This is a genomic window from Mesobacillus maritimus (genome assembly GCF_023715205.1).
GTDB lineage: Bacteria > Bacillota > Bacilli > Bacillales > Cytobacillaceae > Mesobacillus_B > Mesobacillus_B maritimus_C.
Genome location: NZ_JAMBNR010000018.1, coordinates 1 through 15,478, shown reverse-complemented (window position 1 = coordinate 15,478; position 15,478 = coordinate 1). Strand labels below are relative to the sequence as shown.

Annotated in this window: 13 protein-coding genes; 12 read left to right on the top strand and 1 reads right to left on the bottom strand. The window is 41.8% G+C overall.

Annotation, left to right across the window (positions count from 1 at the left end; genetic code table 11):
* Positions 1 to 238: 238 nt before the first annotated feature.
* The 11 genes from M3182_RS21235 to arcC all read left to right on the top strand — a co-directional run bounded on the left by M3182_RS21235 (position 239) and on the right by arcC (position 12,108).
* Positions 239 to 1,777, top strand: coding sequence for a maltose/glucose-specific PTS transporter subunit IIC (locus M3182_RS21235; RefSeq protein ID WP_251559930.1), 1,539 nt, complete (start codon positions 239 to 241; stop codon positions 1,775 to 1,777).
* A gap of 148 nt (positions 1,778 to 1,925) precedes the next feature.
* Positions 1,926 to 2,618, top strand: coding sequence for an N-acetylmannosamine-6-phosphate 2-epimerase (locus tag M3182_RS21230; RefSeq protein ID WP_251559928.1), 693 nt, complete (start codon positions 1,926 to 1,928; stop codon positions 2,616 to 2,618).
* 277 nt (positions 2,619 to 2,895) lie between these two features.
* Entirely contained in the window at positions 2,896 to 3,732 is an 837-nt protein-coding gene (locus tag M3182_RS21225) for a MurR/RpiR family transcriptional regulator (protein ID WP_251559926.1), read from the top strand.
* A gap of 345 nt (positions 3,733 to 4,077) precedes the next feature.
* A complete protein-coding gene (locus M3182_RS21220) occupies positions 4,078 to 4,656 on the top strand; it encodes a transposase (RefSeq protein ID WP_251559924.1) in 579 nt (192 codons plus the stop codon).
* A gap of 111 nt (positions 4,657 to 4,767) precedes the next feature.
* Complete coding sequence (locus tag M3182_RS21215) at positions 4,768 to 5,217, top strand: arginine repressor (RefSeq protein ID WP_251559922.1); 450 nt, start codon at positions 4,768 to 4,770, stop codon at positions 5,215 to 5,217.
* Between the two features lie 36 nt (positions 5,218 to 5,253).
* Positions 5,254 to 5,937: a Crp/Fnr family transcriptional regulator gene (locus tag M3182_RS21210; RefSeq protein WP_251559920.1), complete on the top strand. Its 684-nt coding sequence runs from the start codon at positions 5,254 to 5,256 to the stop codon at positions 5,935 to 5,937.
* A 386-nt stretch (positions 5,938 to 6,323) separates the two neighbouring features.
* Positions 6,324 to 6,935: a hypothetical protein gene (locus M3182_RS21205; RefSeq protein WP_251559918.1), complete on the top strand. Its 612-nt coding sequence runs from the start codon at positions 6,324 to 6,326 to the stop codon at positions 6,933 to 6,935.
* A gap of 369 nt (positions 6,936 to 7,304) precedes the next feature.
* The gene (gene arcA / locus M3182_RS21200) at positions 7,305 to 8,585 is read left to right on the top strand and encodes an arginine deiminase (RefSeq protein WP_251560040.1); all 1,281 of its coding nucleotides are present in this window, start codon (positions 7,305 to 7,307) and stop codon (positions 8,583 to 8,585) included.
* A 30-nt stretch (positions 8,586 to 8,615) separates the two neighbouring features.
* Entirely contained in the window at positions 8,616 to 9,629 is a 1,014-nt protein-coding gene (argF, locus tag M3182_RS21195) for an ornithine carbamoyltransferase (RefSeq protein ID WP_251559916.1), read from the top strand.
* Positions 9,630 to 9,705: 76 nt separating this feature from the next.
* A complete protein-coding gene (arcD, locus tag M3182_RS21190) occupies positions 9,706 to 11,121 on the top strand; it encodes an arginine-ornithine antiporter (RefSeq protein ID WP_251559914.1) in 1,416 nt (471 codons plus the stop codon).
* 21 nt (positions 11,122 to 11,142) lie between these two features.
* Entirely contained in the window at positions 11,143 to 12,108 is a 966-nt protein-coding gene (gene arcC / locus M3182_RS21185; protein WP_251559912.1) for a carbamate kinase, read from the top strand.
* Between the two features lie 157 nt (positions 12,109 to 12,265).
* Here arcC and M3182_RS21180 read toward each other — a convergent pair whose 3' ends face one another.
* A complete protein-coding gene (locus M3182_RS21180) occupies positions 12,266 to 13,933 on the bottom strand; it encodes a peptide ABC transporter substrate-binding protein (RefSeq protein WP_251559911.1) in 1,668 nt (555 codons plus the stop codon).
* Positions 13,934 to 14,374: 441 nt separating this feature from the next.
* On the opposite strand from M3182_RS21180, the gene M3182_RS21175 reads away from it, so the two are divergent.
* The gene (locus tag M3182_RS21175) at positions 14,375 to 15,349 is read left to right on the top strand and encodes a bile acid:sodium symporter family protein (RefSeq protein WP_251559909.1); all 975 of its coding nucleotides are present in this window, start codon (positions 14,375 to 14,377) and stop codon (positions 15,347 to 15,349) included.
* Positions 15,350 to 15,478: the final 129 nt, after the last annotated feature.

Here is a 15,478-nt window from a genome sequence, read left to right as displayed (position 1 = left end):
CACAGGGTCTCGGATTTTTATGTATGAAAACAAACGGCACTGTGACTGTAGGAAAGCAAAGTTTGAAAATCAAACGATAGAAAAAGAACAGTGAAAACATTTTCAGTAAAACCTTCAAATGAATGAAAAGGGTTGAAACCGGTACCAACTCCATTGAAAAGCTCACTCCTGGGTATTATGATTCAAATGTAAGCCATAACAAATGAAAATGTTTAAACAACAAGGGAGGTTCTCATCTATGAAAAAGGCTTTTGAAAAAGCCCAGCAATTTGGAAAATCGTTTATGCTTCCGATTGCGGTTTTACCGGCTGCTGGTTTGTTATTAGGAATTGGCGGTGCGCTGTCTAACCCGAATACGGTTTCAGCTTATCCGTTTTTAGATATAGCATGGCTGCAAGCGATTTTTACCATCATGAGTGCGGCAGGGAATATCGTGTTCGCCAACTTACCGATTATCTTCGCTGTCGGTGTTGCCGTTGGTTTAGCTCGTTCTGATAAAGGAACAGCTGGCTTAGCCGCAATGATTGGTTATTTTGTAATGAACAGTGCGATTGGTGCGCTGCTCGGCATTACGGGAAAACTGGCTGAAGAGAATTTAGCCGGAGCAGGGCAAGGAATGGCTGTTGGCATTCAGACCTTAGAAACCGGTGTGTTTGGCGGGATCATCATTGGGATTGTCGCCGCTTCTCTTCATAATAAGTACAATAAAATTCAGTTGCCTCAAGTGTTAGGATTCTTTGGAGGGTCCCGTTTTATTCCAATCGTGGTTTCCTTTGCTTCGATCTTTGTCGGAGCGGCACTTTTTGTAATCTGGCCTTATTTCCAACTTTTCATTAATCAATTAGGTGCTCTTGTTACAGGTACAGGTGAGATTGGTACACTATTGTATGGATTTATTTTACGGATGCTTGGACCGATGGGCTTGCACCATATTTTCTATCTACCATTCTGGCAAACAGCCCTTGGTGGTACGCTGGAAATCGGGGATAAACTTGTTAGTGGAACGCAAAATATCTTCTTTGCGCAGTTAGCAGATCCTTCAACAACTCAGTATTATGAAGGCGTTTCACGATTCATGTCTGGTCGCTTTATTACGATGATGTTCGGTTTGCCAGGTGCGGCATTGGCGATTTACCATTGTGCCAAGAAAGAAAACCGCAAAGTTGTAGCCGGAATTCTTTTATCGGCAGCGTTGACATCGTTCTTAACAGGGATTACCGAGCCATTAGAATTTAGTTTCTTATTTGTTGCGCCACTTTTATATCTTGTTCATGCGATTTTTGATGGAATGGCGTTTATGATGGCGGACATTTTCAATATTACGGTAGGGCAAACCTTCTCTGGTGGATTTATTGATTTTATTCTGTTTGGCGTTCTTCAAGGCGTGGATAAAACAAACTGGCCACTCGTCCTTCTTGTCGGGATTCCGTGGTTCTTCCTTTACTATTTCACCTTTAAGTTCTTGATTCGTAAAAAGAACTTCAAGGTATTAGGCCGTGAAGACAAGTCTGAAACAGTTGATGCCGTACAAGTTTCTGCAACAGATCGTGCGAAAACAATTGTTGCCGGTTTAGGTGGAAGTGACAATATCGAGATTGTCGACTGCTGTGCCACTCGTCTTCGTGTTACAATTAAGGACGAAAACTTGGTTCAAGACGATGTGCTGAAGCAAACCGGTTCAAAAGGGATTGTGAAAGCTGGGACAGGTGTGCAAATCATCTATGGACCTTCCGTAACGATTGTGAAAAATGAAGTCGAAGAGTATTTAGGACATTAATCAACAGGCTCTTTCCACATAATGATGGAATCTTAGTATGAGGAAAGAGCCACCAAATTGAATTTACATCCTTTCATATATTTCAATCAGCTCTATAGACATTCACCACAATTTTAAATCGTAAAATCAATAAAAGGACGTGTTTCCATTGCATCAAGTGTTAGAGCAGATTAAAAAGGGATTAATCGTTTCCTGCCAAGCTTTAGAAGGTGAGCCGTTGCATAGCTCATTCATTATGGGAAGAATGGCGGTTGCTGCAGAAGAAGGTGGTGCGGTTGGGATTCGGGCTAACTCTGTTGCGGATATTATAGAAATTAAGCAGCAAGTTGATTTACCTGTGATTGGCATTATTAAACAAGTGTACGATGACCATCCAGTGTTTATCACGCCTACGATGAAAGAAATTGATCTTTTGGCTGAAAGTGGGGCAGAAATCATTGCCACCGATGCGACCAATCGCCTTCGTCCGGACGGCAGTGATTTGGAGACATTTTATAAAGAAGTCCGTTCCAAATATCCTCATCTTTTATTAATGGCGGATGTTTCCACAGTAGAAGAAGCGAAAGTTGCTGATGAATTAGGATTCGATTTGATCGCGCCGACTTTGTATGGCTATACAGCTGAAACAAACGGTTTAAAAATTGACGATCACAATTATGCTGTCATTAGCGAAATCGTAAAAGCCGTAAAAAACGCAAAAGTGTTAGCGGAGGGCAATGTGTCAACACCGGAGATTGCCAAATCCGTTTTGGAGATTGGGGTTTATGCCGTCGTTGTTGGCGGAGCGATTACCAGGCCGCAATTAATTACGAAGAAATTTGCGGATGCTTTGAAAAAATAAAAAACTTGGCTTTGAACATAACTCTAGGCTTTCTGAAGCCTAGGGTTCTTTTTTTTGATCGAGGAGGATAAGTTTCAACTTGAGAAGGGAAGGGATCTCGCTTGAGGAATGCTGTTTGGTGAGTAGGCGTTTGTGCTTTTATTCTAAAAAGCAACACATGTTGTGATAGTTTTAAGCTGTTAAACGAAGAATAATGGTAGGGTGCTCCCAGTAAGAACAAAAGAGCACCGTTTTGACACGGATAAGAATAGACCAATTGATAACGAGGAGTACATATATGGAATATCTAGGTGAGAATCTGCTTCATGGGATTTTATGCAGTATGGAAAAGTTCACGAGTTCGGAAGCAGAGTTAGCGAATTACATCATTGAACATCCTGAAGAGGTTAGTCAATTTTCGATTAGTCAGATTGCGAAAAAGACCCATATTTCGCCGGCAACGATTACGCGTTTTTGTCAAAAGCTTGCGTTTTCCGGTTTTAATGAATTTAAGCATGAATTAAAACGGTATCTCGATTTGAAAAACAAGCCGGCGACATCATCCGACATTAAGGAAATTGATTATTTCTCGAAACTCTATCAAACCCATTTAGAGATTATTGAAGGGACGTTTCGGAATATCACTTATTCTGGCTTGCAAGACGCGGTTTCGCATTTAAATTCAGCAAAGAAAGTTCATGTTTATGGGATTGGCAATTCCGGCATCGCTGCACAAGAGTTTAAATGGAAGTTTTTTCGAATTGGGATCAATGTTGAAGCGATTACCGACCCACATCAAGCGGTCATGGAGGCCGCGTTGATGACAAAAGAAAGTCTAATGATTGGCATTTCGGTATCAGGAGAAACAGAGGAAGTAATCAATGCCGGGAAAATTGCAAAGAATCATGGTGCCACTGTTCTGGCCATCACAAGCGAAAAAACATCCCAATTAGCCCAATTAGCCGACCTAACCCTACTAATAACCAGCAAACACAATATGTACATGGGCCAAAACATCTCCCCAACCCTCCCATTCTTCCTCCTCTTCGACCTCCTCTACACCGAACTCGTAGCCAAAGACTACCTCAACCGCATTGTCATCCGCGACAAAACCCTTCGCGCCCTAGATAAGTAGTGGTGTCGAAAAGGTCACAGTGACGCCCCGCTTTTTGTCGGAAAAATAATTTCCCCATGCTATTCAGCAGGAACGGTGTCGTTTTTGTAGAATAGTATGGGGTAGGTTCTGTCCAGGTGTAGAATCCTTAATTCTTCATTTATTCTTCTATTCATGTCCTCTCATCTTTTTTTTGATTTCTTCCTAGGTAAATATAAAGTGTCTCAGTCTCTTTCATAAGCAAGAAAGCCTTTTTGGAGTCTAAATCACTAGCTGTTAACCAGTTTCCAAGGTTTTACTGAACTACGTTGTACTTTCATCAAACCCCATCCAATCCCATCCCATCCCCACAAGGAGGAAGTAACTATGCCCTATAAAAAACGAATCTGGCTACCTGAGTGTTATTATCATGTCACAAGCCGGGGGAACCGCAAAGAAGTCCTTTTTCAGTCGAAGTCTGATTATCAAGTGTTCCTGGAGATCCTCGCAAAAGTCTACGAGCAATATCCATTTGAAGTTGCTTCTTATTGTTTAATGTCAAACCACTATCACCTTCAAATTCGCTCTCCACATGTGCCGTTATCCAAAATTATGTCGCTGGTGAATAAGCGCTATGCCAACTATTACAATGCGAAATATTCGTTCACTGGCCATGTGTTTGAACAACGTTTCAATGCAAAAGTCATCTTCGGGCTAGGCGGAATGCTCATAGTGAGTTGGTATATTCACTTAAACCCAGTCGCCGCCCAAATCGTACCAACCCCAGCTCACTACCCATGGAGTAGCTACAGATTCTATCAACAGAACCACCCAGCCACCACACCACCAGACTACCTAAACATAAACACCATCCTCCAAAGATTCGACGGAACCACCGAACAAAAGAAAGCACAGTATTGTGTAAGTGTAGAACGGAGTCGTTTTCAGTCGAAAAGGTCACAGTGACGCCCCGCTTTTTGTCGAACCCAAAAAAATTCATTTTTTATACATGTGATTCTTTTGAAGGCTATTTTATGATGGAGGGGAGCGGATTTTAAGGGAAAGCGGGTTTTCTCGATGAGGAAAGAGATGAGAATAAAGCTGATTAAGGAATTGATTGCTAGTCATGAAATTAAGACTCAGAATGAGTTGGTTTCTCTGCTTGTGGAGAAAGGGTATGATGTGACGCAAGCGACGGTTTCACGTGATTTTAAAAACTTAAAGCTCATGAAAGTTCCTTGTAAAAACGGGGGATTCAAATATAGTACGGAAGCGGTGGATGAGTATTATTCGCTAGAAAAACTGCAGCGAAAAGTGCGCGATGCGATGATTTCGATTGAGGAGATTCATTATTTTGTGCTGATCAAAACCTTTCCAGGCCATGCCCAATCCTTTGGGGTGATTCTTGATGGAATGGAAATAGACGGGAAAGCCGGCACAATTTGTGGCAACGATACATGCTTGATTATTTGCCGGACTCCGGAACACGCAATGTCATTGAGAGCAATGCTGGAAAGCCTTCGTTAAAAATTAAGACCAAAACTCACACAAGGAGGGGTCAGCATGATTCGGCAAGAGAACGTGGATGAAATCAGGCAGTTTGAGGTTTTCGCAAAACTAAATGAGAAAACACTTGATAAATATCTTCCCCATCTTTACTACCGTTCTTATAAGAAAAATCAATATCTTTTTATGGAAGGCGATCCTCGTGACAAAATCTTCTTTCTATTAGAAGGCTACGTTATGCTTGAGCATGCGAATGAACAAGGCTCAATGCAGTATCTTGATTTTCTAAAAAGGAAGGAAATGTTTCCGTATAATGGCCTGTTTACCGACGATAGTTTTCAGTATACAGCCATTGCCGCCACAGATATTAAAGTCATTTTCATGCAAACGCCTATTCTTGAAACGCTTCTAAAATCAACCCCGAAGAGTTTGCTTCATGTGATTATTAAACAATCACAAATCATTCGCAACCAAGAAAGAAGAATGCAAACCACGCTTTTGCCGAATGCGCAAGAACGAGTGCTTCACTCGCTTCTCTATTTAATGGAAGGTCTTGGTGAAAAAGAGCCGCCAGAAATCATCATTCCTTGTCCATTTACTTCGGCTCAACTGGCCAAACTATCGGGGACCACTCGGGAAACGGTGAGTCATCTCTTAAATCAACTCAAGCGCGATCGAATCATTTCAGTAGAGTCAAAGAAAATTCGCGTTCATCAACCAGACTATTTCGAATGTACATAAAGCCGACACTGGACGAGCCTTTTTCGTTGAAACTCTTTTCTCAATTAATCTTTGTTGATTTTTAAAATATGTCTAAATTATTAGCTAGGTTATAAAAAAAATAGCTACATTTTATGAGAAAAGAGTCTGTATACTAATTTTAAATATACGAAATGGATGCTATATCGTTAAAATCGGCTTTAGGATTCTAACAACAAACTTTATAAAAACAGCCCTTTATTAAAAGAAAAAAACTATTTGTTTGCCCTGCATTAGGGGCCAAAAGATCCCTAAGATTGATCCAAATCTCTCAGCAAAAACATTTCCAAAAAAGTTCTTGTCCCCTAAAATTATTTTGAATATACTGATAATAATATTTTACTCAAAATATGGGGGATGGGTTTTTCATGACAAAAGTTCATTATCATACGCTTGGAGCGGCTGTCTACTTCATTGGAGTAGCAATCCTCATTTTCAGTCCATCGGAGGAACAGAGCACTCCATTTTTTGGACAACCTCCCGTCCTCTTAATGCTTGCAGGGGTGCTGCAAGCGGCGGGAAATCTCGTCTATCTAAAATGGCTAAAAGAAGAAAGAGAAACTCTTTTTACCGTCTATCAAAAATATTATCCTTTCATTCTTGCGTTTTTCCTAATTGGGGTTCCGATTTTAGGAGCAAACTTGCTTGAAACAACATCCAAAACGTTTGCCTATTCCAATCCAAATGGCAAGGGCACAGTGGAATATATCGAGGATAAAAGTACGTGCACAACAGCAGCCGACCAATGCGGGATGGTTCAATGTACATTAACATTAAAAAATTATGAGCATCAGTCTAAAACAATCAATGTCCATGTATCACTTGATCAGTGGACAACATCCGAAGAAATGACCGTTCGCTTGCTACAACGGCAAGAGAAACAGGTGAAAGTAGAGTTCCCAATCAACAACAGCGAAACTGTCCAAAACCTCAAAGCAGAAACAACGTTAACCCCTGAATTATCATTGAATAAAAGTTAGTCCCACAAATGTTTGTGGGCTTTTTTGTACTGAATAAAAGACCTAAATTAAACGTAAAAGCAATCGATGCAGAAAAAATCGATTGCTTTTATTTTTATCAACGGTACGACTTCTACCTTTATTTATAAAAATTTTCTAAATATAAAGACTTTATATGCAAAAAAATGAATATATACAAAGTTTATTCGGAAAATCAACTGAATCTTGTTTGTCATTGTCCAAATCGCTGATAAAAATACAACAGCGCTCATATCGAAGCGAGAAAAATGTGATGAATTTCACATTTGGATTGTAAGGGACCTTACAAAACAGAAATCAACTTCACTCTACAATAAAGATGTAAAGGAAATAAAGAGGGAGGCAGACATGATGAACACGGTAGGAATTGCAGAAACAACCGAAACCACCAATATAACCTTGCATCCTATTCACGTTACTTCTGAAATCGGCAAGTTAAAAACGGTATTGGTTAAACGACCGGGTGCAGAGGTGGAAAACCTCGTACCAGAATACCTCCAAAGACTTTTGTTTGATGATATCCCTTATTTACCTATTATTCAGCGTGAACATGATTATTTTACCGAAACGTTGCGTAATCGCGGAACCGAAGTGCTCTACCTCGAAAAGCTTATTGTTGAATCGTTAGGCAAAGAAGAAGTCCGCCAAGAGTTTGTGAGCCGGGTCTTAGCAGAGAGCCGTGCGAATGTAAACGGTGCCGGACAAGTGTTAAAAGAATATCTCCTTTCGCTTTCAACCAAAAACATGGTCGACAAAATTATGGGCGGTGTGCGGAAAAACGAAATTGAACCAAGTAAAAAACTTCATCTTTATGAATTAATGGAAGACCATTATCCGTTTTACTTGGACCCGATGCCGAATCTTTATTTTACCCGTGACCCTGCGGCGGCGATTGGCAATGGCTTATCAATTAATAGGATGAGAGAACCGGCGAGGCAGCGCGAATCGTTATTTATGGAATACATTATCCATCATCATCCACGGTTTGCTGGACATGATATTCCGGTTTGGTTGGACCGTGCTTATGAGTTCCCAATTGAAGGCGGCGATGAGCTTGTTTTAAGGGAGGATGTGATCGCAATCGGCGTGTCCGAGCGCTCTTCAGCCAAAGCAATTGAAAGATTAGCGTTAAACCTGTTTAAAAAGCAAAGTAAAATCACCAAAGTGGTCGCTGTGGAAATCCCGAAATGTCGGGCATTCATGCATCTAGATACCGTTTTTACGATGGTGGACCATGATAAATTTACGATCCACCCAGCCATCCTCGGGCCACAAGGCAATATGAACGTTTATATTCTTGAAAGAGGACCAGAAGAACATTACCCGAAAATTACTCACCGAACAAACCTTCAAGAAGCATTAAAAGAAGTGCTTGGGATCGGTGAGCTGGTGTTGATTCCATGTGGCGGCGGGGATGAGATTGCGTCTTCTCGTGAGCAGTGGAATGATGGCTCAAACACATTGGCGATTGCGCCAGGCGTCGTTGTCACCTATGACCGAAATTATATCTCGAATGAATTATTGCGTCAGTACGGCATCGAAGTAATTGAAATCGGTAGTTCCGAGTTATCACGTGGCCGCGGGGGTCCACGCTGCATGAGTATGCCAATTGTTCGTGAAAATTTACGTTAATTCAATAGATAAAAAAGGAGCGACCAACATATGTCAACGATCACAAAACCCATTTTAAAAGGAAGAAGTTTTTTAGCAGAGCGAGATTTTACAAAAGGAGAGTTTGTATATCTGATCGATTTGGCTGAAAAGTTAAAGCATGAAAAGCAACAACGAATTCCTCACCGCCACCTAGAGGGAAAAAACATTGCGCTTTTATTTGAAAAGCCATCGACCCGAACACGATGTGCGTTTACGGTCGCATGCATTGATTTAGGTGCGCACCCAGAGTATTTAGGAAAAGACGACATTCAACTAGGCAAGAAAGAGTCGATTGAAGATACCGCAAAAGTGCTTGGCCGGATGTTTGACGGCATTGAGTTTCGTGGCTTTGAACATAAAAAAGTCGAAATGCTTGCGGAACATTCAGGTGTACCGGTTTGGAACGGCCTAACCGAACAATGGCATCCAACCCAGACTTTAGCTGATTTTCTAACGGTAAAAGAAAACTTTGGCAGACTAGAAGGCATCAAATTTGTCTATGTTGGCGATGGTCGCAACAATGTCGCCAATAGCCTGTTAGTCGGCGGAGCACTTGTCGGCATGGACGTTCGGATTTGTGCGCCGAAAGAATTGTTCCCAGAACAAGAAGTCATCGAACTGGCTGAATCTCTCGCAAAAGAGTCAGGCGCGATTGTGACAGTGACGGATGAGATTGACAAAGCCGTTGCTGGTGCCGATGTCATTTATACCGATGTATGGGTGTCGATGGGCGAAGAAGATCAATTTGCGGAACGGATTGCGCTGTTAGCTCCTTATCAGGTCAACATGGAGATGATTGAAAAGACTGGTAATGACCAAATGATTTTCCTCCATTGCTTGCCTGCTTTCCATGATCTTGAAACTTCTTATGGAATGGAGATCTATAAAAACCATGGCTTAGCCGAAATGGAAGTGACCGATGCCGTTTTCCGCAGTTCACATTCAAAAGTGTTTGACCAAGCTGAAAATCGAATGCATACGATTAAAGCGGTGATGGCCGCGACTTTAGGCAACCTTCAATAAGGGAACACCGGCGGAGAGGAGGAACATTCCTCTTCTCCGTGTTTGCTTTCCAATCAATTAAAGGAGTGGAAACGAAATGGGTGAAGAGAAAAAACTTGGTCTGTTTTCATTAATTGCGATCGTGGTTGGTTCAATGATTGGTGGTGGGGCCTTCAACTTAGCGACCGATATGGCAGGCAGTGCTTCAGCAGGAGCCATGTTGATTGGCTGGGTAATTACGGGTCTTGGAATTATTGCACTGGCGCTTTCGTTTCAGAACCTGACAACCAAGCGTCCAGACCTGGATGGTGGAATTTTTAGTTATGCGACCGAAGGATTTGGTCGGTTTATGGGATTTAACAGTGCTTGGGGCTATTGGTTCTCAGCGTGGCTTGGCAATGTTGCTTATGCGACACTCGTGTTCTCTTCCATCGGGTATTTTATTCCAGCATTTGAAGGTGGGCAAAATATTGCCTCCATTATTGGCGCGAGTGTGATGTTGTGGCTCGTTCACACGCTCATTTTACGAGGAGTTCAATCCGCGGCGCTAGTCAACTTAATTACGACGATTGCCAAACTTGTGCCAATCTTTTTGTTTATCATCGTCGGCATTTTTGCTTTTCATTTTGATACGTTTACAGCAAACTTTTGGGGCGAGAGCGCGAGCATTACGTTCGGCGATATCACCGCTCAAGTAAAAAGCACGATGCTAGTGACGCTTTGGGTGTTCATTGGGGTAGAAGGTGCGGTTGTGCTTTCAAGCCGTGCGAAGGATAAAAAAGACGTTGGCCGAGCAACGATTATCGGGTTGATTGGGACATTGATTATTTACATTTTAATCAGCATTATGAGCATTGGCATCATGAGTCGTCCAGAGGTTGCGGCTCTAAACAATCCATCGATGGCTTATGTGTTTGAAAGCGTCGTTGGTCCTTGGGGAGCTGCGGTAATCAATCTTGGCTTGATTGTTTCCGTTTTAGGAGCGTGGCTTGGTTGGACATTGCTCGCTTCCGAAATACCTTATCTTGCAGGGAAGACCGGACTGTTCCCTAAATGGTTTGCGAAAGTAAATAAAAACGGTGCACCTGTTAACTCATTATGGATTTCGAACGGATTGATTCAAGTATTTTTGTTGAGTTTTCTTGTGACCGAACAAGCCTATAATTTTGCGTTTTCCTTGGCATCATCCGCTATTTTAATTCCATATGCGTTTTCTGCTTTTTATCAGTTGAAGCATTCGTTACAAACAACGGCAGCTGATCGGACGAAGAATATTGCGGTCGGGTTGATTGCAAGTGTTTACAGCGTCTGGATGGTATATGCCGCGGGAATGAGTTATCTGTTGTTAACAATGCTGTTGTACGCACCAGGCATTTCTGTGTTTAGAAGCATCCAAAAAGAATCCAATATGAAGCAAGTTTTTAATAAGCCGGAGTTGGCCACAGCGGTTGCGTTTGTGACCTTGGCGATTATTGCAATCTATCAACTAATCATGGGCAATATCTCAATCTAGCAGATCATGGAGGGTCATTCTATGTTACGTAAAAAAGTTGTGGTGGCACTAGGCGGTAACGCGATTCAATCAGGAGCAGCAACAGCAGCTGCTCAGCAACAAGCACTCGAAAAGACAGCTGAACAGCTTGTGACGTTTATTGAAAATGGCATTGATATCATTATTTCGCATGGAAACGGACCACAAGTAGGGAACATTCTTTTGCAGCAAAAAGCCGCTGATAGTAAAAAAAATCCCGCGATGCCACTCGATACATGTGGGGCGATGAGCCAAGGGATGATTGGTTACTGGATGCAAAATGCAATAGAAAGAGTGTTGCGAGAACGAGGCATCAAGAAAGACGTGGTGACGGTGATCACTCGCGTCGTCGTTTCAGAAAAAGACCCAGCGTTTGAAAATCCGACGAAACCCATTGGGCCGTTTTATAGTGAAACAGAAGCGAAAGAGTTTGCTGCCGCGCAACAAGGTGCGACGTTTAAGGAAGATGCCGGACGTGGCTGGCGGCGAATGGTACCGTCGCCTCAACCTGTGTATATTGTTGAGCATCCAGTGATTCGTTCACTTGTGGATGCAGGAAAGATCGTGATTTCTGTTGGCGGGGGCGGGATCCCGGTAGTTGAGAGGGAAACAGGTTATGAGGGAATTGAAGCGGTCATTGATAAGGACTTTGCATCGCAAAAACTAGCAGAACTGGTGGATGCGGATGCGCTCGTGATCTTAACCGCGGTGGACCATGTGTACATCGATTTTAATCAACCAACGCAGAAAAAATTAGCAGACGTTAGTGTAGCGGAGATGCAAACCTATATCGAATCCGGGCAGTTTGCAGCAGGAAGCATGCTACCAAAAGTCCAAGCTGCCATCCAATTCGCCCAAACCAACCCAGACCGAAAAACCATCATCACCTCACTCGACCAAGCAAGCAACGCCCTACACGGCACAGCCGGCACCACCATCAGCCTATACAGCGCCCCAACTCCAGTGTAAATCGAGGGGTAAGAGATGATGTATTTTGTCGAAAAGGTCACAGTGACGCCCCGCTTTTTGTCGAGGGAAGTAAAAACACAAAAAAGAGAGAGAACACCGCCATATGGCGAATTCTCTCTCTTTTCTTTTAAAAGAATAGTGGTAATCTACAACGCTATTACTCTGCTACGTTTGCCCACTTGTACTCGTAAGTTGCACCGAATGGATTCACGAATACGCCGTCTACTTTTTCAGAGACTAATTGTGCTCTAGAAGCTTGGTAAACTGGCGCGATAACTGCATCTTCAAAGAGAAGTTTTTCTGCTTCTAAGAAGTTGTTGTAACGAGCTACGTTGTCTGAAGCAAGCTTAGACGCTGTATCCCATACAAGTGTGTCGTACTTTTCGTTTGAATATCCAGTCCAGTTGTTTCCACTATCTGTTGTAAATAGGTTCATATAAGTGAATGGATCAAGGAAGTCAGGACCCCATCTAGTTAATTGCATTTCATATTCCATGCTATCATCTAGGTCAAGACGTTGTTTCTTAGGTACTTGCTTAATGTTCACTTTTAATCCTTCTAGGTTTGTAGATAGCTGGTTTGCTACATATTCAACTAGTGTTTTCGTCGTTTCATCGTCATCTGCTAAAAATTCGATTTCAACAGAATCTGTACCGATTTCTTCTAATCCTTTTGCCCAGAACTCTTTCGCTACTTCAAGGTCATATGTGACAAGGTCGCCACTGACAGCACGGAAGTCTTCACCTGATTCAGGCATTGGCGTGAAATCTTTAGGAACTAATCCGTTTGCTGCAATAGAACCATTGTTTAAAATTTCACCCACAAGCGCTTCTTTATCAAACGCGCGGCTAAGGGCAGCACGGATGTTTTTATTCGCTAATGCTTCAGAACTTTCTTGGTTAAACTTCAAGAAATAAACGAATGTATCAGCTGAAACAGTATAATCGTCATCTGTTACATATTGGTCAACAAGGTCAGAAGTTAAGTCAATACGGTCTACTGTGCCTTCTTCATATAAACGTAGTGCCGTTTGTGGATCTTTAATTACTTGGAATGATAGTTTATCCATGTTTACTGTTTCTGCATCCCAATAATCTTCATTTTTTACAAGTTCCCAAGAGTCACTTGTGCTATCCCAGTTTGTCATTTTGTAAGGTCCGTTTGCTAATAGTTTGTCAGCACCTAGTGCAAATTGGTCGCCTTGTTCTTCAACAAACTTTTGATTTAACGGTAAAAATGTTCCGAAAGTAGTCAATGTTTCAAAGTATGGTGTTGGGTTTTCTAACTCAACCACAAATGTGTAATCATCTTCTGCTTTTACACCAAGTTCTTCAGGTGCCTTTTCGCCAGAGCTTACTGCAGTCGCGTTTTTAATTACGCCATTCATCATGTATGGGCCGTATTCAGAACCTGTATCAGGATTTACGGCACGCTGCCAAGCAAACACAAAGTCATGCGCTGTTACAGGGTCACCATTTGACCAAACGGCATCTTCACGTAAAGTAAAGGTCCAAGTAAGACCGTCTTCACTTACTTTGTGGTCTGTGGCAATTCCGTCTGTTACTTGTGTGTCTTCATCAAGACGGTATAACCCTTCCGTTGTTGCTGCTAGATAGACGAAAGAAGATTCGTCTGTTGCGATGGCAGGATCCATAGATGGAATTGCTTCTAGATTTGTAAAATTCAGAACTTTTTCTCCAGAAGCCTCTTCTTTGGTCCCTTCACCTTTCTCATTTGAACCCGCAGGTTCGTCACCAGAGCAGGCTGCTAGTAAACCTAGAAGCAAGCCGAAGGTGATCGCTAATAACCAATTTTTCCTTTTCAACGTTTTTCCCCCTCTTAACTCTATGATTTTAGAAAATTCCCGGTTTATAGAATCTTTAGAACTATAAACTTGATTATACTCAGTAACTTGTTTAATTGTAAAGATATTCTTGTATAATTATTAAAAAAATATTTAATTTTCATTAATTCTTGAAAAAGGGATGATTCTGAGGTAGACGGTTTGTATGCTAATAGGGGAGGAAGATAGGGCGAAATCCCTTCCCACATGCAGGTTGCAACGGATATACAGCTCTTCCAATATGTATTCATTTTTTTTCCTTTTATGAATTGATTTCAACCAGTGTTTATTAAAAAGAATATAGACTTTGTTGCTTTACCGCGTTATAATGCTATTGTTTTAATAAACAGAATTTTGAGTGTATTCCGAACAAAACTAGACAAAAAGAACTACTAAACCAGCAAAGATTGGAGCGTTTGAACAATGAAACACATCAATGGAATCAGCACCTTGGCGAACAAGTATTTTAGTGTGATTGCGATTTTATTCGCTGTTGCCGCTTTTAGTTTTCCAGGTGAATTTATTTGGCTCGGCTCGTATATTAGCATTTTGCTAGCGATTGTCATGTTTGGAATGGGAATGACGATGAAGCCGGTTGATTTTAAACTCGTTTTGACTCAGCCTAAAGCAGTGATATTCGGTGTTTTGGCGCAGTTTACCATCATGCCACTTCTTGCTTTTGGGATTGCCAAGCTATTGAACCTGCCGCCTGAATTAGCGGCCGGAATTATTTTAGTTGGATGCGTCCCTGGAGGAACTTCTTCCAATGTAATGGTTTATCTGGCAAAAGGGAATGTCGCGTTATCGATTGCGATGACGTCGGTATCAACTATGTTAGCGCCAATTTTAACGCCAACTTTATTGTATTTGTTAGCTGGACAATGGATGCCTGTTGATCCATTTGCGATGTTTTTATCGATTATCCAAGTCATTATCGTCCCGATTATCTTAGGGATTATTATTCAAAAAATGCTCCCAAGTATGGTGGAGAAGGGAAAAGACGTTTTGCCATTGGTTTCCGTCATTGCTGTCTCTTGCGTTTGTGCGGCAGTTGTCTCGTTAAACCGTGACAATATTGCAGCAGCTGGAGCGATTATCTTTGTGACCGTCATTTTACATAATCTATTAGGCTTGTTCGTAGGTTATCTTGTAGGAGTAGTAATGAAGTTAGATGCGGATACAAGAAGGGCAATTTCCATCGAAGTCGGAATCCAAAATGCTGGTTTAGGCGTATCACTCGCCAACACCCATTTCGCAGCCGCACCACTAACCGCACTACCAGGAGCCGTCGCCGTCGTCATGCACGTCATCAACGGAAGCATCCTTGCCTCTATCTGGTCCCGCAAACCACTAGACAAAAAAGGGGCAAAGAGCAAGCAGGCAAAGAAAATTGCATAAAGAGTCACAGCGTATAATGGGAAATATGTCAAGAAAGAAATATGATTAAAAAAGACCGACCTTAAGTAAAACCCCTAAATACAATTTTTTTTAGTAGGTTCATCTATCACAGACTCTTATCATAGAGCT